This is a genomic window from Streptomyces sp. NRRL F-5126 (assembly GCF_000721265.1).
In the GTDB taxonomy this organism is placed as follows: Bacteria; Actinomycetota; Actinomycetes; order Streptomycetales; family Streptomycetaceae; genus Streptomyces.
In genome coordinates this window covers 123,302-145,875 of sequence record NZ_JOFZ01000003.1, presented here as the reverse complement: position 1 = coordinate 145,875, position 22,574 = coordinate 123,302, and the positions used below count along the sequence as shown (strand labels likewise).

Annotated in this window: 19 protein-coding genes and 1 pseudogene; 19 read left to right on the top strand and 1 reads right to left on the bottom strand. The window is 71.0% G+C overall.

Annotated elements, in window-relative coordinates; all coding sequences use genetic code 11:
* The first annotated feature begins 148 nt into the window (after nt 1-148).
* Genes efeU through IH48_RS0107135 form a run of 3 tightly spaced genes read left to right on the top strand, consistent with a single transcriptional unit; the run spans nt 149 to nt 4,366 of the window.
* On the top strand, nt 149-1,801 hold the full coding sequence (efeU, locus tag IH48_RS0107145) for an iron uptake transporter permease EfeU (protein WP_051839321.1): 1,653 nt from the start codon (nt 149-151) through the stop codon (nt 1,799-1,801).
* On the top strand, nt 1,788-3,056 hold the full coding sequence (gene efeO, locus IH48_RS0107140; RefSeq protein ID WP_037841207.1) for an iron uptake system protein EfeO: 1,269 nt from the start codon (nt 1,788-1,790) through the stop codon (nt 3,054-3,056). The genes efeU and efeO overlap by 14 nt, the downstream gene beginning before the upstream one ends.
* The gene (locus IH48_RS0107135) at nt 3,053-4,366 is read left to right on the top strand and encodes a Dyp-type peroxidase (protein ID WP_030900650.1); all 1,314 of its coding nucleotides are present in this window, start codon (nt 3,053-3,055) and stop codon (nt 4,364-4,366) included. Before efeO ends, IH48_RS0107135 begins: the two co-directional genes overlap by 4 nt.
* 346 nt (nt 4,367-4,712) lie before the next feature.
* Here IH48_RS0107135 and IH48_RS0107125 read toward each other — a convergent pair.
* Nucleotides 4,713-5,372 (bottom strand): annotated as a pseudogene (locus IH48_RS0107125) (ABC transporter); the annotation flags it as partial.
* 245 nt (nt 5,373-5,617) lie between these two features.
* Here IH48_RS0107125 and IH48_RS36885 point away from each other — a divergent pair.
* The 16 genes from IH48_RS36885 (at nt 5,618) to asnB (ending at nt 22,390) form a co-directional block, all read left to right on the top strand.
* Nucleotides 5,618-5,881 carry a hypothetical protein gene (locus IH48_RS36885; RefSeq protein WP_030900643.1) on the top strand — a complete coding sequence of 88 codons (264 nt, stop codon included), beginning with the start codon at nt 5,618-5,620 and terminating at the stop codon, nt 5,879-5,881.
* Nucleotides 5,882-5,893: 12 nt separating this feature from the next.
* Entirely contained in the window at nt 5,894-7,246 is a 1,353-nt protein-coding gene (gene pcaC / locus IH48_RS0107115) for a 4-carboxymuconolactone decarboxylase (RefSeq protein ID WP_030900641.1), read from the top strand.
* A gap of 58 nt (nt 7,247-7,304) precedes the next feature.
* Nucleotides 7,305-7,937 carry an MBL fold metallo-hydrolase gene (locus tag IH48_RS0107110; protein WP_030900638.1) on the top strand — a complete coding sequence of 211 codons (633 nt, stop codon included), beginning with the start codon at nt 7,305-7,307 and terminating at the stop codon, nt 7,935-7,937.
* A gap of 45 nt (nt 7,938-7,982) precedes the next feature.
* A complete protein-coding gene (locus IH48_RS0107105; protein WP_030900635.1) occupies nt 7,983-8,762 on the top strand; it encodes an exodeoxyribonuclease III in 780 nt (259 codons plus the stop codon).
* 149 nt (nt 8,763-8,911) lie between these two features.
* Entirely contained in the window at nt 8,912-9,619 is a 708-nt protein-coding gene (locus IH48_RS0107100) for a GntR family transcriptional regulator (protein WP_030900632.1), read from the top strand.
* Between the two features lie 129 nt (nt 9,620-9,748).
* Complete coding sequence (locus IH48_RS0107095; RefSeq protein ID WP_030900629.1) at nt 9,749-10,462, top strand: DUF969 domain-containing protein; 714 nt, start codon at nt 9,749-9,751, stop codon at nt 10,460-10,462.
* Entirely contained in the window at nt 10,459-11,427 is a 969-nt protein-coding gene (locus tag IH48_RS0107090; RefSeq protein WP_030900626.1) for a DUF979 domain-containing protein, read from the top strand. Before IH48_RS0107095 ends, IH48_RS0107090 begins: the two co-directional genes overlap by 4 nt.
* A gap of 21 nt (nt 11,428-11,448) precedes the next feature.
* The gene (gene pcp, locus IH48_RS0107085) at nt 11,449-12,090 is read left to right on the top strand and encodes a pyroglutamyl-peptidase I (protein ID WP_030900625.1); all 642 of its coding nucleotides are present in this window, start codon (nt 11,449-11,451) and stop codon (nt 12,088-12,090) included.
* On the top strand, nt 12,087-13,151 hold the full coding sequence (locus IH48_RS0107080) for a DUF2891 domain-containing protein (protein ID WP_037841204.1): 1,065 nt from the start codon (nt 12,087-12,089) through the stop codon (nt 13,149-13,151). Before pcp ends, IH48_RS0107080 begins: the two co-directional genes overlap by 4 nt.
* A gap of 118 nt (nt 13,152-13,269) precedes the next feature.
* On the top strand, nt 13,270-13,710 hold the full coding sequence (locus IH48_RS0107075; RefSeq protein WP_030900621.1) for a DUF6278 family protein: 441 nt from the start codon (nt 13,270-13,272) through the stop codon (nt 13,708-13,710).
* 571 nt (nt 13,711-14,281) lie between these two features.
* Nucleotides 14,282-15,478: an alginate lyase family protein gene (locus IH48_RS0107070; protein ID WP_030900618.1), complete on the top strand. Its 1,197-nt coding sequence runs from the start codon at nt 14,282-14,284 to the stop codon at nt 15,476-15,478.
* Nucleotides 15,479-15,746: 268 nt separating this feature from the next.
* On the top strand, nt 15,747-16,619 hold the full coding sequence (locus tag IH48_RS0107065) for a nitrilase-related carbon-nitrogen hydrolase (protein WP_030900616.1): 873 nt from the start codon (nt 15,747-15,749) through the stop codon (nt 16,617-16,619).
* Nucleotides 16,616-17,914 (top strand): aspartate aminotransferase family protein, encoded by a 1,299-nt coding sequence (locus IH48_RS0107060; protein WP_030900613.1) that lies wholly within the window; start codon nt 16,616-16,618, stop codon nt 17,912-17,914. The genes IH48_RS0107065 and IH48_RS0107060 overlap by 4 nt, the downstream gene beginning before the upstream one ends.
* A gap of 35 nt (nt 17,915-17,949) precedes the next feature.
* Complete coding sequence (hydA, locus tag IH48_RS0107055; RefSeq protein WP_030900609.1) at nt 17,950-19,341, top strand: dihydropyrimidinase; 1,392 nt, start codon at nt 17,950-17,952, stop codon at nt 19,339-19,341.
* 57 nt (nt 19,342-19,398) lie between these two features.
* On the top strand, nt 19,399-20,427 hold the full coding sequence (locus tag IH48_RS0107050; protein ID WP_030900605.1) for a TIGR03842 family LLM class F420-dependent oxidoreductase: 1,029 nt from the start codon (nt 19,399-19,401) through the stop codon (nt 20,425-20,427).
* Between the two features lie 124 nt (nt 20,428-20,551).
* Complete coding sequence (gene asnB, locus IH48_RS0107045; RefSeq protein WP_030900602.1) at nt 20,552-22,390, top strand: asparagine synthase (glutamine-hydrolyzing); 1,839 nt, start codon at nt 20,552-20,554, stop codon at nt 22,388-22,390.
* The last annotated feature ends 184 nt before the right edge of the window (nt 22,391-22,574 follow it).

Sequence of the window (22,574 nt, the reverse complement as noted above, 5' to 3'; positions counted from 1 at the left end):
ATTAGGTAAGGCTATCCTTCCTCACCTACGTCGTTCACAGGGCCATCAGGCACGACGGGAAGCAGGCTGTCGCCATGGTTGTGCACCGCAACACCGTTCGGAAGCGGTCGGACCCGCCCGCGAAAACCCTTCGCCGAGGCGGCAACTGATGCTCACCACTTTCGTGATCGGCCTGCGTGAGGGCCTCGAAGCCGTCCTGATCGTCAGCATCATCGCCGCGTTCCTGAAGCGCAACGGTGTACCCCGCCGGCCGATGTGGTGCGGTGTCGGCCTCGCGGTACTGGTGTCCGTCGGCGTCGGTGTCGCCCTTCAGGCGCTTGAGCAGTCGCTGCCCCAGGCAAAGCAGGAGGGCCTGGAGTCGGTCATCGGCCTGGTCGCGGTGGTCTTCGTGACGGGGATGATCGTCTGGATGGGCAAGAACGCCCGCGGACTGCGCGCCGAACTCGAAGGGTCGGCCGGTGCGGCGGTGTCCAGGGGAACCGGCTGGGCACTGGCCGGGATGGCGTTCCTCGCGGTGGTGAAGGAGGGCTTCGAAACCGCGGTGTTCCTGCTGGCCACCCTGCACGCCTCGACCAGTGCAGGCGCCGCCGCGCTCGGCGCGGCGATCGGCATCGTCGTGGCGTGTGTGGTCGGCTGCATCCTCTACTTCGGCGGTGCGCGGCTGAACCTGTCCAGGTTCTTCACCATCTCCGGTGTCTTCCTGGTGTTCGTCGCCGCCGGGCTGCTGCTGACCGCGTTCCGCACCGCACGGGGCGCGGGCTGGATCGACATCGGGCAGCAGCACACGGTCGACCTCTCGTGGCTCTCGCCGATCGGCTCGATCCGCTCCGCACTGATCACCGGTGTGCTCGGAATCCCCGCCGATCCGCGCATGATCGAGGCGCTGGCGTGGCTGTGTTACCTCGTGCCGGTACTGGCTGTCACACTGTGGCCGCGCCGTTGGCGCGCGGCCCCCGCCCGGGTGCCCACCGTCAAGTTCTCCATCGCCGCGGCCGCCGCACTGTCAGCGGTGGTACTTCCGCTGGCAGTGCCGGACGGGAAGCCCTCGGTCCCCACCACGGTCGCGCTCACCGCGGGCAAGGGCGATCCGCACCACCCCCCGGCCTCCTCGGCGGGTACGGCGTCGGTCACGGTTCGCGGAGACTCGGCGTCCCTGCTCGTCCATGGCGGTGGGACCACGCAGACCGTCAGATTCACCGGCGCGGCCCGGACTTCCGCGGACCACGCGGGGGTGAGGGCCGAGCAGTGGACAGAACACGCCCGTGCGAGCAGCTCGGGTCGGCCGTCGACACTCACCATCGACGAACTCGCGGCGCTCTTCGGCCGCGTGCCGGTCGGGATCTCGAACACGCAGAACCCCGGCCCGTACCACGCGCAGTGGACGACCACCACGACGAGCACCCTCTGGCTCACTCATCACGGCATCCTCGACGCGCGACGCGTCGACCGGACCACACTGACGCTGACGGGCGGCGGCCTGGGCAGGCCGCGCACCCTGACGATGACCGAGCCCTACTGGTCGGTCCCCAGTGCGGCGGTCACCGCGACCGGCAAAGCGGTCGCCGACGGCGAACTCACCGCACACGAGCGCACGTTGTGGCGCCTGTGGCTGCCGGCGGCCCTGGGCGCCGCGGCCGTCGGGCTGGCGCTGACGGGCCGGCGCACCCGCCGCGGTCTGACCCGTGATCCGGCGGACTCGCCCGAGCCGGCCGACGGGGCCGGCAACCCCTCCCTTTCCACGAACGCCGACGACGAAGCGTCGCAAGAACCTCGAAGGAGCACCAACGATGTTGTCCGCTGACCGCCTTCCCCGACCAACCCGCCGACGCACCGCGATCGGAGCGGTCGGTGTGCTCACCGTGCTCACGCTCGTGAGCTGCTCGTCGAACGACTCCGGGCAGGCCACCGCGTCCGGGTCGGCAGGCACCGCCAAGAGCGGGGCGAAGGCCGGCGGTTCCTCGGCGGTGACCGTGACGCTGAAGAGCGGCGGCTCCGGGGACACCTGTGAGGCGAGCGCGACGACGGCGAAGGCCGGCCCGGTCACCTTCACGGTCAAGAACGAGTCGGCCACCGGGATCATCGAGTTCGAGTTGCTGCAGCAGCAGCGCATCGTCGGCGAGAAGGAGAACCTCGCACCGGGCCTGGCCCCCGTGTCGTTCACGGCCACCCTCGGTGGTGGGAAGTACCAGCTCTACTGCCCTGGTGCGGCCAAGGAGCTCACCGATTTCACTGTCACAGGCAAGCCGGCCCCGGTCGCCAGTGGCAGCACCGCGACGCTGCTCGCCCAGGGCGCGAAGGGTTACAGCGGCTACGTCACGGCCCGGCTGAACGATCTGCTGAAGGGCTCGAAGACCCTGCAGGCCGACATAGACGCCGGGAACCTGAAGAAGGCCAAGACCGACTACGCGGGTACCCGGCAGTTCTACGAGAAGATCGAATCCGATGTGGCAGGCTTCGTGAAGCCCGGGTTCAAGCCGACCGACAACGCGGGCAACCTCGACTATCTCATCGACATGCGCGCCTCCAACCTCGACCAGGCCGTCGGCTGGCACGGGTTCCATGCCATCGAGCGCGACCTGTGGCACGGGGGAGCCATCACCCCGTCGACGAAGAAACTCGCCGCCGAGCTGGTGACCAATGTGACCACGCTCGAAAAGCTGGCCCCGAAGCTTCAGTTCAAGCCGGAGGACCTGGCCAACGGCGCGGCCGGGCTGCTGGAGGAAGTGCAGTCGAACAAGATCACCGGTGAGGAGGAGGCGTTCAGCCACATCGACCTCGCGGACCTCTCCGCCAACGTCGAAGGTGCCCGGCAGGCGTTCGCCTACCTCCAGCCCGGGCTGACCAAGATCGACCCGGCCCTCACCAAGACGATCCAGCAGCGCTTCTCCGGCGTCGACACCGTGATGGGCAAGCTCCGCGACGCCGGCTCCCTCGGCGGATACCAGCGCTGGGACGGCGCCACCAAGACCGCGAACGCCAAGAAGATCTCGCAGTCGGTGCAGGCCTTGCAGGACCCGCTGTCCCACCTCGCCCAGAAAGTCGCGACCGCAAAGTGAGCGCACAGCATGACGGCACCGGGGCGGACGGTTCGCGAGCCGCCCGCCCCGGCGTGTCGCGACGAGCCCTCTTCGGCGGCGGTCTGGCCGCCGCAGGAGCGGGAGCCGGCGTCTACGCGGGCGCCGGGGCCCTGTTCGCGAACGGCCCGGCCGCCACACCCACCCGGCCATCGGGCGAACTGATCGACCTGACCGGACGCCATCCGTTCTACGCGACCGCCGACGCCTCCCCGCAGGCCGGCATCCGGACCGCACCGCAACGCTACGGTGTCCTCGCGGCCTTCGACGTCACATCGTCAAGTGCCGCCGATCTCCAGGTGCTGCTGGCCCGGTGGTCGGCCTCGATCGCGCAACTGCAGAAGGGCAACACCGTCGGCCTGGTCGAGCCGGCCCACGGCTCGGGAGCCGGGGTGGACACCGGGGAGGCCCTCGACCTCGGACCTGCCTCGCTGACCGTCACGCTCGGCCTCGGGCCCGGCATCTTCGACGAACGCTTCGGCCTCGCGGACAAACGCCCCGCGAGGCTCGCCGCGCTGCCCGCGCTGCCCGCGCTGCCCAGCGACCGCCTTGACGCCGCCCTCACCGGAGGTGACCTGTCGCTCCAGGCATGCGCCGACGATCCACAGGTGGCCTACCACGCGATCCGCGACCTCACCCGCATCGCACGCGGCAACGCGGCGGTGCGGTGGACGGTGCTCGGGTTCGGCCGGGCGTCGGCCGGCCCCGATCAGGCCACTCCCCGCAACCTGCTCGGCTTCAAGGACGGCACACGCAACATCCGGACCGAGGACGACTACCGGCGCTGGGTGTGGGCGGGCAGCGACGAGGGGTGGATGGCAGGCGGCAGTTACCAGGTCGTGCGCAAGATACAGATGAACATCGAGATCTGGGACGCCGACCCGATCAGCGACCAGCAACGGGTCTTCGGCCGCACCAAGACGGCGGGTGCCCCGCTGTCGGGCGGACGCGAGCACACCACACCGGACTTCCACGCGACGCTACCGGGCGGCGGCAAAGCGATCGACCCGACGTCGCACATAGCACTGGCCGCACACGAGAACAACGGGGGCCTCAAGATCCTCCGCCGGTCCTACAACTACACCGACGGGATCAACCAGTACGGACAACTCGACGCCGGACTCCTGTTCATCGCCTACATGAACGACCCTGATCACTTCGTCAGGCTCCAGAAGCGGCTCGGCGCATCGGACAGGCTGAACGAATACATCTCCCACATAGGTTCCGCGGTCTTCGCCGTGCCACCGGCGCCGAAGGCGGGCTCCTACATCGGCAAGCCATTGTTCGGTTAGTGCTCCAGCAGCCCTTCGCTATTCCCACTGGTCAAAGCCGTGCTTCGGGGGAACGGCGGGCGTTGGCGGCTCAGATGACGGGGGGCCGGCCCGCCCTGCTCAGGCGTCGCACAGTGCGCCGACTCATCGGGTCCCGGTTCCTGGTGGGCGGCGAGGCGGCAGAAGGTGGGCAGCCGGCTCCCCGGTGCCGCAGCCACGTCGGGTGCCGGGCCACCACCGTCGGGGTCAGGTCAGGCGGCCTCGCCGCTCATTCGTCGCTGCAACTTCCAAAAGGACTGGAAGAGCCCCGTTTGCTGGGTGAGTTGGGCATAGGTGCCCTCCTGCACGATCCGGCCTTCGTTCAGGACGGCAGAAGGAGCGGGTGCAGGACGGTCAAGACGGTTGCGCCGGCTGTGAGGGTCGCGGTCGCGGCGAGTACGTCCTGGGCCTCCTCCACGAGGTCGGGGGTGACCTGGGCGCCGCGGTCGGCGATGTCGTAGGCGTCGTTGTAGCCGGGCTTGTTGTTGGCGGCCGGTTCCGCGCCGAGCGTGGCCTCCACCATCGTCACTTCCGCCGCGCGGGCGAGTACGGGGCGCAGACGCCCGGTCAGCCAGACCACGGCGATGCCCAGCAGCGCGCGCAGTCCGGTGGCCGCGGCGACAACCGCCAACTGCGGCGCGGCGTCCCACAGCCGCTGGACGACGGCGCCCGAGGAGATCAGCGAGGTGAGGGTGCCGGTGACAGCCAGGAGGCCGAGCGCGGCGAACACACCGGTGGCTGTCTGGCACACCAGCAGCCCGACGGTCGTGCCGCGGTCCACCCGCCAGGCCATCCGTACGGATCGCAGCACGAGCGCGGGCAGCCGCCGTGCCATCGTGCGGGTGGTCAGGAGGGATCCGGCCTGCAGCCGTGACGCGTCGCGGTAGAGGTACTCCTCGTCTCGAACACCGGCCTCCTCCGGCTCGTCGTCCCGCGAGGTGCCCTTCGGTGGTTGTGCCGGCTGGTCCTGTGTGATGGCCGAGGTCATCGTTCCCCCTGAGACGGTCGCTGCGGCAGAGTCATGAGGCTCAACGACCCGACCCACGATTTCGAACACATGTCATTCGGTCGCGCCGCGAAGCCCGCCATTTCCCGCGTGAGGGGACCTTGCGTAGCCGGGATCCTTGCTGCGGCTTGGAACGGCTCGGGGCAGGAGATGGCCGAAACGCCGACAGGTGCTGACCGAGGTTGCCTCCCGCAGCTCATGATCCAGCTGTGCGGGAATCCCGCGCCATGCAGGCGAAGGAGCGTCCGGCGGCGGGCGAGGGATACGACAACGGCCTTCGCAGGGTTCGTCTGTACGATGCTCGGGCGTCGTGCTTGACGTATCCGGCCGGCAACGGCGTGCCGGATCACCTGCTCGCCATGCGGGCCGGGCACACAGACGTGAAGACGACCGAGAAGTGGTACGTAAAGCCGGACGTGGTGGACTTGCTTCCGGTGGCGAAGGCGTGGGGCGGTCTTGCGAGGGGGAGCGTGACAGATCGTGACAGATAAAGGATTGATCCCGTGAGTGAGATATCGACCCAGACCCTGCAGTACCGCGTTGACGGGCCGGAAGACGCCCCGGCCCTGGTCCTCGGACCCTCCCTCGGCACGACATGGCACATGTGGGACCGCCAGGTACCCGAGCTGGCCAAACAGTGGTGCGTGGTGCGCTTCGACCTGCCGGGCCACGGCGGCGCTCCCGCCGAGGCCACCGCCGCGGTGCCCGAGCTGGCGCAGCGCCTGCTCGACACGCTCGACAGCCTCGGCGTCCAGCGCTTCGGCTACGCGGGCTGCGCGCTCGGCGCGGCTGTCGGCGCCGAACTGGCGCTGCGCCACGGCGAGCGGGTGGCCTCGCTCGCCCTGATCGCGGCCTCGCCCCGGTTCGGCACCGCCGACGAGTTCCGCCAGCGTGGCGTCATCGTCCGCGCCAACGGGCTCGAACCGATGGCGCGCAGCGCGCCGGAGCGCTGGTTCACCCCCGGGTTCGCCGCGGCGCAGCCCGCGATCGTCGAGTGGGCCGTGCAGATGGTCCGCACCACGGAGCCCGCCTGCTACATCGCGGCGTGCGAGGCGCTCGCCGCCTTCGACATCCGCGCCGAGCTCGGCAGCATCGCCGTGCCGACGCTCGTGCTCGTCGGAGCCGAGGACCAGGTCACAGGGCCCGCCGAGGCCCGCACGCTGGTCGCGGGCATACCGGACGCGCGCCTCGCGCTGGTTCCCGGCGCCTCCCACCTCGCGCCGGTCGAGCAGCCCGCGGCCGTCACCGACCTGCTGACCGACCACTTCTCGACGGCCTGGTACAACCCGTCCGAGACGACCACCGGCATCACGCTCCCGCCCGACCGCAGGCCCGAGCCCGCGGCCTCCGTGCCCGGGGCCGAGGGACCCGCCGAGTCCGAGGAGCCCCCGCAGACGCAGGCGCAGACGCAGGCGCAGGCGCAGGCGCAGGACGAGCAGGAGGAGCAGCCGGAGCCCGCCGAGCCGCAGGGCCGCCCCGACCTCCACGACGCCGGCATGCGGGTACGCCGCGAGGTGCTCGGCGACGAGCACGTGGACCGCGCGACCGCGTCCGCCGACGCCTTCACGGAGGACTTCCAGCAGCTGATCACCCGCTACGCGTGGGGAGAGATCTGGACCCGCGACGGCCTCGACCGGCGCACGCGCAGCGTGATCACGCTCACCGCCCTCGTCGCGGGCGGCCACCTGGACGAGCTGAGGTTCCACACCACGGCCGCCCTGCGCAACGGCCTCAGCCCGGCCGAGATCAAGGAGGTGCTGCTGCAGACCGCGATCTACTGCGGTGTGCCGGCGGCGAACGCCGCCTTCAAGGTCGCCGCCGAAGTGATCCGGGAGGAGACCCGGCCGCAGGAGTAGCAGGATGGAGGTGCGGGCCACCCCCGCACCCCGCATCCCCGAGCGAAGGCGGTCGACGGTGAGGTTCACCAAGCGCGGGCACGCGTGCGTACGGCTGGAGAAGGACGGGCGCACGCTCGTCATCGACCCGGGCGGCTACAGCGAGCAGGACGCGGCGGTGGGCGCCGACGCCGTCCTCGTCACCCACGAGCACCCGGACCACTTCGACGAGGACCGGCTGCGCGCCGGGCTCGGCGACAACCCGGCGGCCGAGCTGTGGGCGCCCCGCAGCGTCACGGACAAGGTCGCGGCCGCCTTCCCCGGCCGCGTCCACACGGTCGGCCACGGCGACACCTTCACCGCGGCCGGGTTCGACGTCGAGGTGCACGGCGAGCTGCACGCGGTGATCCACCCCGACATCCCGCGGATCGCCAACTCCGGCTACCTGGTCGACGGGTCGGTCTTCCACCCGGGCGACGCCCTGACCGTGCCGGAGCGCCCCGTCGACACGCTGATGCTGCCCGTGATGGCGCCCTGGAACAAGATCGCCGAGATCGTCGACTACCTGCGCGAGGTGGAGCCGCGCCGCGCCTACGACGTGCACGACGCGCTGCTGTCCGAGGTCGCCAGGCCCATGTACGACCGGATGCTCGGCGGGCTCGCGGGCGCGGAGCACGGCAGGCTCGCGCCCGGCGACAGTGTGGAGCTGTGACCGACTCGGCCCTGACTGTCGTACCCCGCCTATAGGCTGGTCCGCATGCGCATCGCCACGTGGAACGTCAACTCGATCACGGCCCGCCTGCCCCGGCTGCTCGCCTGGCTGGAGAGCAGTGGCACGGACGTGCTGTGCCTCCAGGAGGCCAAGACCACCCAGGAGCAGTTCCCCGAGCAGGCGCTGCGTGAGATCGGCTACGAGTCCGCGGTCCACGCGACCGGGCGGTGGAACGGCGTGGCGGTGCTCTCCCGCGCCGGCCTCGACGACGTCGTGCGCGGGCTGCCCGGCGGCCCGGAGTACGAGGGCGTCGAGGAGCCGCGGGCCGTCGCGGCGACGTGCGGCCCCGTGCGTGTCTGGTCGGTGTACGTGCCCAACGGCCGGGAGGTCGGCCACGCCCACTACGCCTACAAGCTCCGCTGGCTGGACGCGCTCAGGGGCACGATCACCCAGGACGCGGCGGGCGAGCGGCCGTTCGCCGTGCTCGGCGACTTCAACATCGCGCCCACCGACGCGGACGTGTGGGACCGCTCGGCGTTCGAGGGAGCCACGCACGTCACCGCGGACGAGCGGGACGCGCTCGCGGCGCTGCGGGAGGAGGGCCTGCGGGACGTGGTGCCGAGGCCGCTCAAGTACGACCACCCCTTCACGTACTGGGACTACCGCCAGCTCGGCTTCCCCAAGAACCGCGGCATGCGCATCGACCTCGTGTACGGCAACGGCCCGTTCGGGGCGGCGGTCAAGGACAGCTACGTCGACCGCGAGGAGCGCAAGGGCAAGGGCGCGTCGGACCACGCCCCTGTCGTGGTCGATCTCGACGTCTGAGCCACGCGCGCACTAGGGCCCTCGGCCATCGTGCGCATGGCTCGTTATCTACCGGAAACAATTGTTCAACGATCCTCTCTGCCGTTAGGGTTTCCTTTCGCCAACCCGGCTGCAACGGGCCGACCAGTCCGCCCAGGGGGGAAGACCGCATGAGCGCAGACCTCGGTCCTGCCGTGACCCAGCTGATCGCCGACCGGGGCCTGCTGACCCGGACGAGTACCGCGGAACGGGTCGCGGCGATACTGCGTGAGCGCATCGCGCAGGGGTCGTTCCCGCCGGGCAGCCGCCTGTCGGAGGAGCGCATCGGCCAGGCGCTCGGCATCTCCCGCAACACGCTGCGCGAGGCCTTTCGGCTGCTCACCCATGAGCGGCTGCTGGTGCACCGGCTCAACCGCGGCACCTTCGTGCGAGTGCTGACGGCGGCCGACATCGCCGACATCTACCGGGTCAGGCAGGTGGTCGAGTGCGCCGCCGTCAGGTCGCACGGCATGGCGCCCCGCCCCCTCGACCAGGTCGAGGCCGCGGTGGACGAGGGGCGGCGGGCGGCCGAGGCGGGCGCCTGGGCGGACTGCGGCACCGCGAACATCCACTTCCACCAGGCGATCGCCGGCCTCGCGGGCAGTGAGCGCCTTGACGACATGATGCGCGGCGTCCTCGCGGAACTGCGCCTCGCCTTCCATGTCATGGACGACCCGCGCCGTTTCCACGAGCCGTACCTCACCCGCAACCGCGAACTCGTCACGGCGCTCGCGTCGGGCGACGCGGCGGGGGCCGAGCAGATGCTGGGCTTCTATCTGGAGGATTCCAGGCGGCAGTTGGCCGAGGCCTACCCCGACGGCGCCGGCCTGCCCGGCTGACGTACGGCCCGCCCCCGGAAAACCTGTGACGGTCACACCCTTGTCGGATCGTTCAACAATCATCTAGCCTCCGTGGGCACCCCCCGGTCCGCCGCCGTCGCGGAGCCCTGTACGGAAGGCCGAGAGCACATGATCGTTCTACTCGGCGTCCTCGTGGTGATCCTCGGATTCGCCACGAGGCGCAACCCTCTGCTGGTCGTCGGTGTAGCCGGGATCGTCACCGGAGCGCTCGGCAAGCTGTCCCCGGACGAGATCCTCAAGACGTTCGGCGAGAGCTTCGCGTCGAGCCGCTCCGTGACGATCTTCGCCATCACACTGCCCGTCATCGGCCTGCTGGAGCGCAACGGCCTGCAGCAGCAGGCCCGCACCCTGATCGGCAAGCTGGGCAACCTCACCACGGGACGGTTCCTCACCCTCTACCTGCTCCTGCGGCAGCTCACCGCGGCCGTCGGCCTCCAGACCATCGGCGGCCCCGCGCAGAGTGTCCGACCGATGATCGCGCCCATGGCCGAGGCGGCCGCGGAGCGCAGGAACGGCGGGCGCCCGCTGCCGGACGCGATCCGCGAGAAGGTCCGCTCGCACGCGGCCGGAGCAGACACCGTCGGCGTGTTCTTCGGCGAGGACATCTTCCTGGCGATCGGCTCCATCCTGCTGATCACGGGGCTCGTCAACGCCACGTACCACACGCACCTGGAGCCGCTGGACCTGGCGCTGTGGGCGATACCCACCGCGGCCTGCGCCTTCCTCGTGCACGGTGCCAGGCTGCTGCGCTTCGACCGCGCACTGGAACGTGAACTCGTCGTCGCCAACGCCGAGTCCGACGTCGAGGAGCCGGCGAAGTGATCAAGGCCGAATGGTTCTACTGGCTGGTCGGGGCCGTCTTCATCGTCATGGGCCTGCAGACCCTGCTCGACCGGAGCAACGCCAAGCGCTACCCCTCGGGCACCTTCTGGACGCTCCTCGGCGCCACGTTCTTCTACAGCTCCTGGGTGGTCGACAAGTCGGCGCCGGCCGAGCCGCTCGGCATCGCCGTCCTCATCCTCATCTGCCTCGGCGGCTTCAACCTCGTCGGCAAGGGCACGCCGCGCACGACCAGCGAGAAGCAGCGCGTCGAACTCGCCAAGCGGTTCGGCAACAAGCTGTTCATCCCCGCCCTGACGATTCCGGTCGTCGCCGTGCTGTGCGCCGTCGTGGTCCCGAAGTTTCACTTCGGCGGCCACGTGATCTTCGAGAAGGGCAACGAGACGATCCTCGGCCTGGGCGTCGGCGCGATCGTCGCCTGCGGCGTGGGCATGTGGGTGCTGCGCGAGCGGCGGGTGTCCGTGCCGATCCACGCGGGCCGCGGCCTGCTGGAGTCCATGGGCTGGGCGCTGCTGCTGCCGCAACTGCTCGCCGTGCTCGGCGCGATCTTCCAGGCGGCCGGCGTGGGAACGCAGGTCGGCAAGGTCACCGAGAAGATCCTGCCCAACGGCCAGCTGCTGGCCGCGGTGGCGCTCTACTGCGTCGGCATGTTCGTCTTCACGGTGATCATGGGCAACGCGTTCGCCGCGTTCCCCGTCATGACGGCAGCCGTCGGCTGGCCGATCCTCGTCCAGCACCTGCACGGCAACGCCCCGGCCGTGATGGCCGTGGGCATGCTCGCCGGGTTCTGCGGCACGCTCTGCACGCCGATGGCCGCCAACTTCAACCTCGTTCCCGCCGCCCTGCTCGAACTGAAGGACCAGTACGGCCCGATCAAGGTGCAGGCGCCGACCGGCTTCATCCTCCTGGCGTGCAACATCCTCATCATGTACTTCTTCGCTTTCTGACCCGGCCGGACGGAGCGCACCATGAAAGTCCTGATCACCGGCTTCGAGCCGTTCGGCGGCGAGGACGTGAACCCCTCGTGGGCCGCGGCCCGGCTCGTCGCCGCGACACCGCCCGCCGGCCTCGACGTCACCGCCGTGAGGCTGAGCTGCGTCTACGGCCGTGCGACAGAGGAGCTGCGGGCCGCCGTGTCCGCCACGGACCCCGCACTCGTGGTCTGCGCCGGGCAGGCGGGCGGCAGGAGCGGCCTCAGCGTCGAGCGTGTCGCCGTGAACGTCGACGACGCGCGGCTGCCCGACAACGCGGGCAACCAGCCCGTGGACGAGCCGATCGTGCCTGACGGGCCTGTCGCCTACCTCTCGCGCCTGCCCGTGAAGGCGTGCGTCGCCGCGGCACGAGCGGCGGGGGTGCCGGCCCACGTCTCCGGCACCGCCGGCAACTTCCTGTGCAACCACGTCTTCTACGGCCTCGCCCACCTCATCGCCACCGAACGCCCGGCCCTGCGCGGCGGCTTCGTGCACGTGCCGTACGCGCCCGAGCAGGTCACCGACCGCTTCGAGCCGTCCATGTCCGTGGCGGACATCGCACGCGGCCTCGGCGCGATCGTCGCGGCGGCGGCCTCGACCACGGACGACCTGCGCGTCCCGGAAGGAGCGACGCATTGAACGCCGCACCCGGTGCCCCCGGCGCGGCGGGCGGCCCGCCGCCCGCCGCGCTCGCCCCGCACGCGGAGACGTTCGCGCGGCTCGCCGTCGCCAACATCACCCGCGAGTACCCCAACTTCCCCGCGCACCTGCTGGCGGGCCCCGAGGAACTGGTGGCTCCCCGCATCCACCACCCGGCGTTCTACGGCGCCTACGACTGGCACTCCTCGGTCCACATGCACTGGCTGGCGATGCGGCTGCTGCGCCACGGCCTGCCCGCCACGGCGGCAGGCAGGGCCACCGAGGCCCTGGACGCGCACCTCACCGCCGGGGCGCTGGCCACCGAGGCCGGTTACCTGCGCGACCACCCCTCCTTCGAGCGCCCCTACGGCTGGGCATGGCTGCTCATGCTCACCGCCGAGAGCGCCGCGCACGACGACGGCCGGTGGTTCACGGCGCTCGCGCCCGCGGCCAGGACCGTCGCCGACCTGGTACTCGCCTGGCTGCCGAAGGCCCGCTACCCCGTCCGCCACGGCACCCACGCCAACAGCGCCTTCGCGCTCGGCCTCGTGCTCGACAGCGCCGAGCGCGCCGCCGTGCCCGACGTGGTGGAACCCGTCCGGGCGAAGCTGCGCGCCTGGTTCGAGGACGACCGGGCCGGCGCACTGCGCTGGGAGCCGTCAGGACAGGACTTCCTCTCCCCGCTGCTGACCGAGGCGGACGCCTTCCGCCGCGTCGCCGCGCCCGGCGAGTTCACCGGCTGGATGTCGTCCTTCCTGCCCGAGCTCACCGAGGCCGACCGCGAGGGCCGGGCGCTGCTGCTGGAACCGCCGGAGGTGACCGACCACTCGGACGGCCAGATCGGCCACCTGCACGGCCTGTGCTTCAGCCGGGCGGCCGCCCTCCACACGCTGGCGGACGCGCTCGGCGACTCCCGCAGCCGGATCCTGCGCGACACGGCGTCGGCCCATCTCGACGCGGGCATGTCCGCGCTCGGCTCCGGCGACTTCACGACGGACCACTGGCTGGCCACGTTCGCCGTGCTCGCGCTGGAACCCGCGGCAACCGACGCACCCGCCTGACCGGCGGCGCGGCCGCACGGCATGCGCACCCCCGCAGGCCGCACAGCCGACGCACAGTCCCGGACGACGTCAGCGCGCCCTGTGGCCCCGCCCAGGTGCGGGTGGCACGCTGAGCGGTATGAATATTCGCTTTCTGGACACGTGGCGCGGCAGGCGGCACGGTGGCGACGAGGGGTCGTCGACCGGCGCTGCCGCCCGTGAACAGGAGGGGATCACCGAGCTGCTCTCCGAGTGCGAGCTGCTGCGGGTCCGCGCCATGCGGCTCGGGCTCAGGCTGGACGACTCGCCCGGCTCGCTGTCCGCGCTCGACCAGCTGACGCCGGAGTGGCGCCAGGACCCGGAGGAGCTTCCCTGGTTCGGCAACGACGCGGGGCTCTACCTGGGGTCGGTGATCGTCCGCACGGTCCCCGGCGCGATCTGGCACATCTGGCCCACGGGGCACCCCGTGGTGCGGCTCGTGTCGGGCCGCGAGATCCAGGTCGTGCAGGCCGGCCTCGACTGGGCGGCGAGCGGAGTGCCCGAGCTCGCCCAGGTGTACGCGGAGGCCGCGGAGGCCTGACGCCCCGAACGGCGCAATAGCTGGCAACTGAAAGCAAATATGGCTTATGCCGGTTTCATGCGTGTCGTCCGTGAAGTCCCTTGGACGCGTGGATAGTTTGCGCTGACCTCGACAGAGCCGAGAATGGGGTAGGGCAGCGTATGGCCGTCGAACCGTTGATCGAGCCACATCACCCCGGAGAAGGACCTCCGGGCCGAACCTGGACTACGATGGGTGGTTCATCCCTGCCGGGATCGGCGGCCGGGGGCGGCACCCCGGTCGTACCAGGGACGCTGCTGCCGGGCGGGCAGTAGCTCAGGGGCAATGGCCCGGTTCGGGCGGCAGCCGGAGATCACTTCTCTGTTCAGGGGAGAAGGTCAGCTGCGGGCCGGCCGGGTTGTGCTCGACGTGGAGCGGGCCCCCGACGCGTGTGCGCGCGGTGGGGGCGCCGCTCTCTTTTCATGTCCGTTGTTCCCCCCGCCGGCCGCGGAGTCCGGCCTCGGCCACTCGGCCACGGTCGTCACCCCTGGGTGGCGCCCCGATTGCGGGCCGTACCCGGCCGGGACACGGTGTCCCCGTGCCTCTACGCAGAATGATCGCCGCTGCCGCCGCGCTGTGCTGCCTCGCCCTGGTACCCGCCTGCGCGCCCTCGTCACCGCACGCCGGCCCCGCTGCCGACGGCCGCCCCGCCGCCTTCCACCACCCGGGCGTCGTCGTCGGGGCCGGGCAGCTCAGGACCGCGCGGAAGATGGTCGCCGCGGGGCGCGAGCCCTGGGCGTCCGCGTTCCGGCAGATGAGCACGAGCAAGTACGCGGCCGCCGGCTACACGCCGCACCCGTCGGCCACCGTCGCCTGCCGGTCCAACCACGGCACGCCCGCGTGCGTCTTCGAGCGCGACGACGCCATCGCCGCGTACACCCAGGCGCTGATGTGGTCGATGACCGGGAAGCCGGCGTACGCCCGCGAGGCCGTGCGGATCATGGACGCCTGGTCCGCCGTCATGAAGCGGCATACCCTGGACGACTCCGACCTGCAGGCCGCGTGGACCGGCTCCACCTGGGCGCGCGCCGCCGAACTCGTGCACGCCACGTACCCGCAGTGGCGCGAACCGGCCGTGATGCGGTTCAAGTGGATGCTGCGCAAGGCGTACCTGCCGAACGTCGCCGCGAAGGTGCCCGACTACAACGGCAACTGGGAACTCGCCATGACCGACGCGGAGATGAGCATGTCGGTCTTCCTCGAGGACCACACGATGTTCGACCACGCCGTCTCCCGCTTCCGTGCGCGCGTGCCCGCGTACTTCTACCTCTCCTCCGACGGCAAGCTCCCCAAGCCGCCGCCGGGCGGCACCATCAAGACCAAGGACCAGCTCGCCACGTACTGGTTCGGCCAGCACACCTATGTCGACGGGCTCGGCCAGGAGACCTGCCGCAATCTCATGCACATCGGCTACTCGCTCGCCGCCACCGCGCACATCGCGGAGACCGCCTGGCACCAGGGCGTCGACCTGTACGCGGAAGTGTCGAAGCGGCTGCGCGCCGCCATGGAGTTCAACGCCCGCTACCAGCTCGGCGCCCCCGCGCCCAAGTGGCTGTGCGGCGGCAAGGTCACCCGCACGATGGGCCCCGACCTCGAAGTCGCCTACAACCACCTGCACAACCGGCTGCACATGGCGCTGCCCCAGACCGAACGCCTGATCAAGAAGCAGCGTCCGGCCGGGACCGACGGCCTGTTCGTCGCCTGGGAGACCCTCACCAACGCCGACAACCCCGGCTCACCCAAGGCGTAGCTTGCGGCCCGTGGCCAACCTCGACCGACGCGCCCCGGGCTCGCTCACGCGCGGCCGCTACGTCAGCCTCACCACGTACCGCCGGCTCCCGGAAGGCCACACGCGTACGCAACGACCCGCGCGCCGGCCGGGGAGCACGGGCGGCTGCGCCGGACGCGGCCCGGTGGCCCGCGGGGCGTGCGCACCCTTTCGGGCGAAGGTGGTCTTGCCCCGGTTCGTACCGGGGCATACTTTCGACAGGTCCGCTGATCCGGAGGAGGAGCAGCCCGTGACCGAGCCTTCCGAGACCGCCGGCGCCCCGCACCGGGTCGTACGGGCGGCGCTCGTCCAGACGACCTGGACAGGCGACACCGAATCCATGATCGCCAAACACGAGGAGCACGCGCGCGAGGCGGCACGCCGCGGCGCGCGGGTGATGGGTTTCCAGGAGGTGTTCAACGCCCCCTACTTCTGCCAGGTGCAGGAGCCCGAGCACTACCGGTGGGCCGAGCCGGTGCCCGATGGGCCCACCGTCACCAGGATGCGCGAACTGGCCAGGCAGACCGGCATGGTGCTGGTCGTGCCGGTCTTCGAGGTGGAAGGGGCCGGGTTCTACTACAACACCGCCGCCGTGATCGATGCCGACGGCTCGTACCTCGGCAAGTACCGCAAGCACCACATCCCGCAGCTCAAGGGGTTCTGGGAGAAGTACTACTTCAAGCCGGGCAACGCGGGCTGGCCGGTCTTCGAGACGGCCGTGGGCAAGGTCGGCGTGTACATCTGCTACGACCGGCACTTTCCCGAGGGCTGGCGGCAACTCGGCCTCGGCGGCGCGGAGATCGTCTACAACCCGTCGGCGACTTCGCGCGGCCTGTCCGCGCATCTGTGGCAGCTGGAGCAGCCCGCGGCAGCCGTCGCCAACGAGTACTTCGTCGCCGCGATCAACCGCGTGGGCCGCGAGGAGTACGGCGACAACGACTTCTACGGCACGAGCTACTTCGTCGACCCGCGCGGCCGGTTCGTCGGAGACACCGCGAGCGACAAGGAGGAGGAGCTCGTCGTGCGCGACCTGGACCTCGCGCTGATCGACGAGGTGCGCCGGCAGTGGGCGTTCTACCGCGACCGCAGGCCGGACGCGTACGAGGGGCTGGTGCGCCCATGACCACCCCCCGCCCCCGCTCGCCGCTGCACGAGCGCCACAGCGCCGTCCTGCCCGACTGGCTCAGCCTCTACTACGAGCGCCCCCTGGAGATCACGCACGGCGAGGGCCGCCATGTGTGGGACGCGGACGGCAACCGCTATCTCGACTTCTTCGGCGGCATCCTCACCACCATGACCGCGCACGCCCTGCCCGAGGTCACCAAGGCCGTCACCGAACAGGCCGGGCGGATCATCCACTCCTCCACGCTCTACCTCAACCGCCCGATGGTCGAACTCGCGGAAAGGATCGCCGCGCTGTCCGGTATCCCGGACGCCCGCGTCTTCTTCACCACGTCGGGCACCGAGGCCAACGACACCGCGCTGCTGCTCGCCACGGCCTTCCGGGCCTCGAACCAGGTACTCGCGATGCGCAACAGCTACCACGGCAGGTCGTTCTCCACGGTCTCCGTCACGGGCAACCGGGGCTGGTCGCCCACTGGTTACTCGCCGCTGCAGACGACGTACGTGCACGGCGCGGTGCGCGACCGCGGCCCGTTCGCCGCCCTGGACGACGCCGCGTTCACCGCGGCTTGCGTCGCCGACCTCAAGGACCTGCTCGGGCACACCAGGACGCCCGCCGCGCTGATCGCGGAGCCCGTCCAGGGCGTGGGCGGGTTCACGATGCCGCCCGACGGGCTGTACGCGGCCTTCCGCGAGGTGCTGGCCGAGCGCGGCGTGCTGTGGATCAGCGACGAGGTGCAGACCGGCTGGGGCCGCACCGGCGACCACTTCTGGGGCTGGCAGGCGCACGCGGACAACGGGCCGCCGGACATCGTCACGTTCGCCAAGGGCATCGGCAACGGAATGTCGGTCGGCGGTGTCATCGCGCGCGCCGAGATCATGAACTGCCTCGACACCAACTCCATCTCGACCTTCGGCGGCAGCCCCGTCACGATGGCCGCGGGCCTCGCCAATCTCTCGTACGTGCTGGAGCACGACCTGCAGGGCAACGCGCGCCGCGTCGGCGGGCTGCTGCTCGAACGACTGCGCGCGACGGCCGCGAGGGTGGACGCCGTACGCGCCGTGCGCGGCCGCGGGCTGATGGCGGGCGTCGAGCTGGTCGGGCCGGGCACGGACGAGGCGTCACCCGAGCGGGCCGCCGCGGTGCTCGAGGCGGCGCGCGAGAGGGGCCTGCTGATCGGCAAGGGCGGCGGCCACGACACGAGCGTGCTGCGCATCGCGCCACCGCTCACCCTGACCGTGGCCGAGGCGGAGGAAGGCGCGGAGATCATGGACCGGGCGCTGCGCGCCCTCTAGAGCGCGCGCAGGCCGATCGCGAACGGAGATGAGTCGTGACACGCACCCTGATCACCGGCGGTCTTGTCCTCACCGCCGCCGACGAGCTCCACGCCGACGTGCTGGTCGACGGCGCGCACGTGGCCGGCCTCGCCGCCCACGGCAGCCACGGCTGGAGCGCCGATCGCGTCATCGACGCGACGGGGAAGTACGTGATCCCCGGCGGGGTGGACGCCCACACCCACATGGAGATGCCCTTCGGCGGCACCCTCGCCTCCGACACCTTCGAGACCGGGACGAGGGCCGCGGCCTGGGGCGGCACGACGACCATCGTCGACTTCGCCATCCAGCCCAGGGGCGGCTCCCTGAAGGAGGGACTCGACGCCTGGCACGCCAAGGCGGAGGGGAAGTGCGCGATCGACTACGGCTTCCACATGATCATGTCCGACGTGAACGAGTCGTCCCTGAAGGAGATGGACCGGCTGGTCTCGCTCGGCGTCACCTCGTTCAAGCTGTTCACCGCCTACCCGGGCGTCTTCCTCTCCGACGACGGCCAGATCCTCAGGGCCATGCAGCGCGCGGCGGCGGGCGGCGGCCTGGTGATGACCCACGCGGAGAACGGCCTCGCGATCGACGTGCTGGCCGAGCAGGCGCTGGCGCGCGGCGAGCGGGACCCGCGCTACCACGGGGAGGTGCGCAAGGCGCTTCTCGAGGCGGAGGCGACGCACCGGGTGATCAGGCTCAGCCAGGTGGCCGGCGCCCCGTTGTACGTGGTGCACGTGTCGGCGCGCGAGGCCCTCGCCGAGCTGGTGCGCGCCCGCGACGACGGCCTGCCCGTCTTCGGGGAGACGTGCCCGCAGTACCTCTTCCTGTCGACGGACAACCTGGCCGAACCGGACTTCGAGGGGGCGAAGTACGTGTGCTCCACCCCGCTGCGCCCGGCGGAGCACCAGGCTGCGCTGTGGCAGGGGCTGCGCACCAACGACCTGCAGGTGGTCTCCACGGACCACTGCCCCTTCTGCTTCAAGGGGCAGAAGGAACTGGGCCGCGGTGACTTCACGAAGATCCCCAACGGCCTGCCCGGGGTCGAGAACCGCATGGACCTGCTCCACCAGGCCGTCGTCGACGGCCGCATCGGCCTGCGCCGCTGGATCGAGATCGCCTGCGCCACACCGGCCAGGATGTTCGGCCTCTACCCGAGGAAGGGCACGATCGCGCCCGGCTCCGACGCCGACATCGTCCTGTACGACCCGCATGGGGAGCAGACCGTGTCCGCGGCGACGCACCACATGAACGTCGACTACTCCGCGTACGAGGGCCGTCGCGTCACGGGACGCGTGGAGACGGTGCTCTCCCGCGGGGTCCCCGTGATCGAGGACCGGGTGTACGTCGGGCACCCCGGGCAGGGCACGTACCTGCCGCGAGGCGTCTGCCAGTACGCGAACTGACCCGGTCGGGGGGCGCAGGACCAGCTCTGTCCCAGCACCTCCAGGAGGTACCACCCGATGGACTTCGGCCTCGTCCTGCAGACGGATCCCCCGGCGAAGGGGGTCGTGGACCTGATGTGCCGCGCGGAGGCGGCGGGTTTCCGGTACGGCTGGACGTTCGACTCCGCGGTGTTGTGGCAGGAGCCGTTCGTCATCCACAGCCGTGTACTCGCGGAGACCGAGCGCCTGGTGGTCGGACCGATGGTGACCAACCCGGGGACGCGTGCCTGGGAGGTGACGGCCTCCACCTTCGCCACGCTCAACGAGATGTACGGCAACAGGACCGTGTGCGGCATCGGGCGCGGCGACTCCGCGATGCGCGTCGCCGGGCGCGCCCCGAACACGCTGGCGCGCCTCGGCGAGGCGATCGGTGTGGTCCGCGACCTTGCCGAGGGACGCGAGGCGCTGGTGGACGGGCGTCTGCTGCGGCTTCCCTGGGTACGGGACGGGCGGCTGCCGGTGTGGATGGCCGCGTACGGTCCGAAGGCGCTGGCGCTGGCCGGACGGGTGGCCGACGGGCTGATCCTCCAGCTCGCCGACCCCGCACTGACCGCGTGGATGATCGCCTCGGCGCGCACGTCGGCCGCCGAGGCGGGCCGCGACCCGGCCGCGCTCACCGTGTGCGTGGCGGCCCCCGCCTACGTCAGCGACGACCTGGCGCACGCCAGGCAGCAGTGCCGCTGGTTCGGCGGGATGGTGGGCAACCACGTCGCCGACCTGGTGGCAAGGTACGGGGCGCACTCCGGCGCCGTCCCCGAGGCCCTGACGGATTACGTCGAGCGGCGCCGCGGCTACGACTACGCGCACCACGGCAGGGCGGGCAACCCGTCGGCGGACTTCGTGCCGGACGCCGTCGTGGACCGCTTCTGCGTCCTCGGCGGCGTGGCGGACCACATCGCGAAGCTGCGGACCCTGCGGGACCTGGGCGTGGACCAGTTCGCGCTCTACGACATGCACGACGCCAAGGAGGCGACGATCGACGCCTACGGCGAGTCGATCATCCCGGCACTGGCGCAGCGGCGTTATCCGCCTTCCAGCCGCTCGTAACGTTACGTGACCATTCCTTTGCTATGAGAAACGCCACGCGAGGCGGTGGCGCGCGGAGGTGTGCCCGGGCGGGTCCGCTGGGCAGTTCGCTTAGGCAACCTTTGCGAGAGGAATGAGGATCGTCATGTGCGGTATCACCGGGTGGGTCGCCTACCAGCGTGATCTGACCAGCCACCGACACGATCTCGAAGCGATGACGCAGACCATGTCGTGCCGCGGTCCCGACGCGGCCGGCACCTGGTACGCGCGCCACGCCGCACTCGGCCACCGCCGCCTCGCCGTCATCGATCTGCCGGGCGGGGCCCAGCCGATGACCGTCGGGACGCCGGACGGCGACGTGTCGATGGTCTACTCGGGGGAGGCCTACAACTACACGGAACTGCGCGACGAGCTGCGCCGCCAGGGACACGGGTTCGACACGGACTCGGACACGGAGGTCGTGCTGCGCGGCTACGTGCAGTGGGGCGAGCAACTGGTCGAGCACCTCAACGGAATGTATGCGTTCGCAATCTGGGACGCACGCAGCGAGCGGCTCGTCATGGTCAGGGACCGCATGGGGATCAAGCCGTTCTACTACTGCGAGACGGACGACGGCGTCGTCTTCGGCTCCGAGCCCAAGGCCATCCTCGCCAACCCGCTCGTGTCGCCCGTCGTCGGACGGGACGGCCTGCGCGAGCTGTTCTCCTTCGTCAAGACGCCGGGCATGGTGATCTGGGAGGGTATGCGCGAGGTCAAGCCCGGCGAGATCGTCGTCGTCGACAGGCAGGGCCTGCGGCGGCGCACCTACTGGCGGCTGCACTCTCAGCCGCACACCGACAGCCGCGAGGAGACGGTGGCGCACGTCAGGGAGCTGCTCGACGACATCGTCAAACGGCAGCTCGTGGCCGACGTGCCACGCTGCACGCTGCTGTCGGGCGGCCTCGACTCGTCGGCGCTCACCGCCCTGTCCGCGCTGCACCTCGCCCCGCAGGGCGAGACGGTACGCAGCTTCGCCGTCGACTTCCCCGACCAGGACAAGCACTTCCAGGCGATCGACGTCGCGCCGACGCAGGACACCCCGTACGTGCACGCCGTCGCCGAGCACCTGGGCAACCGGCACGAGGACATCATCCTCGACGGCACCGCGCTGTCGGCCCCCGCCGTCCGCCGCGCCGCGGTGGGTGCACGGGACATACCGGCGGGCATCGGCGACCGCGACAACTCGCTGTACCTGCTCTTCGCCGCCGTCCGCAAGCACTCGACGGTGGCGCTGTCGGGCGAGTCGGCGGACGAGGTGTTCGGCGGCTACCCGTGGTTCCACGACGACCGCCGGCACGCGGAGACCTTCCCCTGGATGGCCCGGCAGCAGCCCGGCGCCCAGTCCCTGGTGGGCGGACGCCAGGTGAGCGACGACCTCGCCGCCGTGCTCGACCTGGAGTCCTACGTCGCGGACAGCTACCGCACGGCCGTCGCCGAGACCCCGCTGCTGCCCGGCGAGAAGGGCCTCGACGCACGGATGAGGGTGGTCAGCCACCTCCACCTGACGCGCATGGTGCAGATCCTGCTCGACCGCAAGGACCGGATGAGTATGGCGGTCGGCCTCGAGGTACGCGTGCCGTTCTGCGACCACCGCCTCGTGCAGTACGTCTTCAACGCGCCGTGGTCGCTCAAGACCTTCGACGGCAGGGAGAAGAGCCTGCTGCGAGCGGCGACCAGGGAGCTGCTGCCCGCGTCGGTGGCCGAACGCAAGAAGAGCGGCTACCCGGGGACGTTCGACCCGAGCTACGTCACCGCCATCCAGGACCAGGCCGCCGACCTGCTCACAGCCGGGCACCCGGCCGTCGGGCTGATCGACGAGCGGGCTCTTTCGGCGGCCACGACCGTGGCGGCCGACGCCGTCACGCAGGGGCAGCGCATGCTGCTGGAGCGGACGCTCGACCTCGGGACGTGGTTCGAGACGTACCGCCCCGAGATCCGGGTCTGACGCGTGTGACAGGGGTGGGGCCCGCGGCCTGCGGGCTCCGCCGGCGCGCCGCGGCGGGATAGGCTGGTGTGGTGGTGTCCGCGGGCGCTCCCGGCCGGAGGGGCGCCGCGTGCCGGTGGCCGACCGCGGCTGCCGGGGTGGCTTTCGGGGGCCATGGCCTACTCGCTCTCCGGGTTCGCGCCGG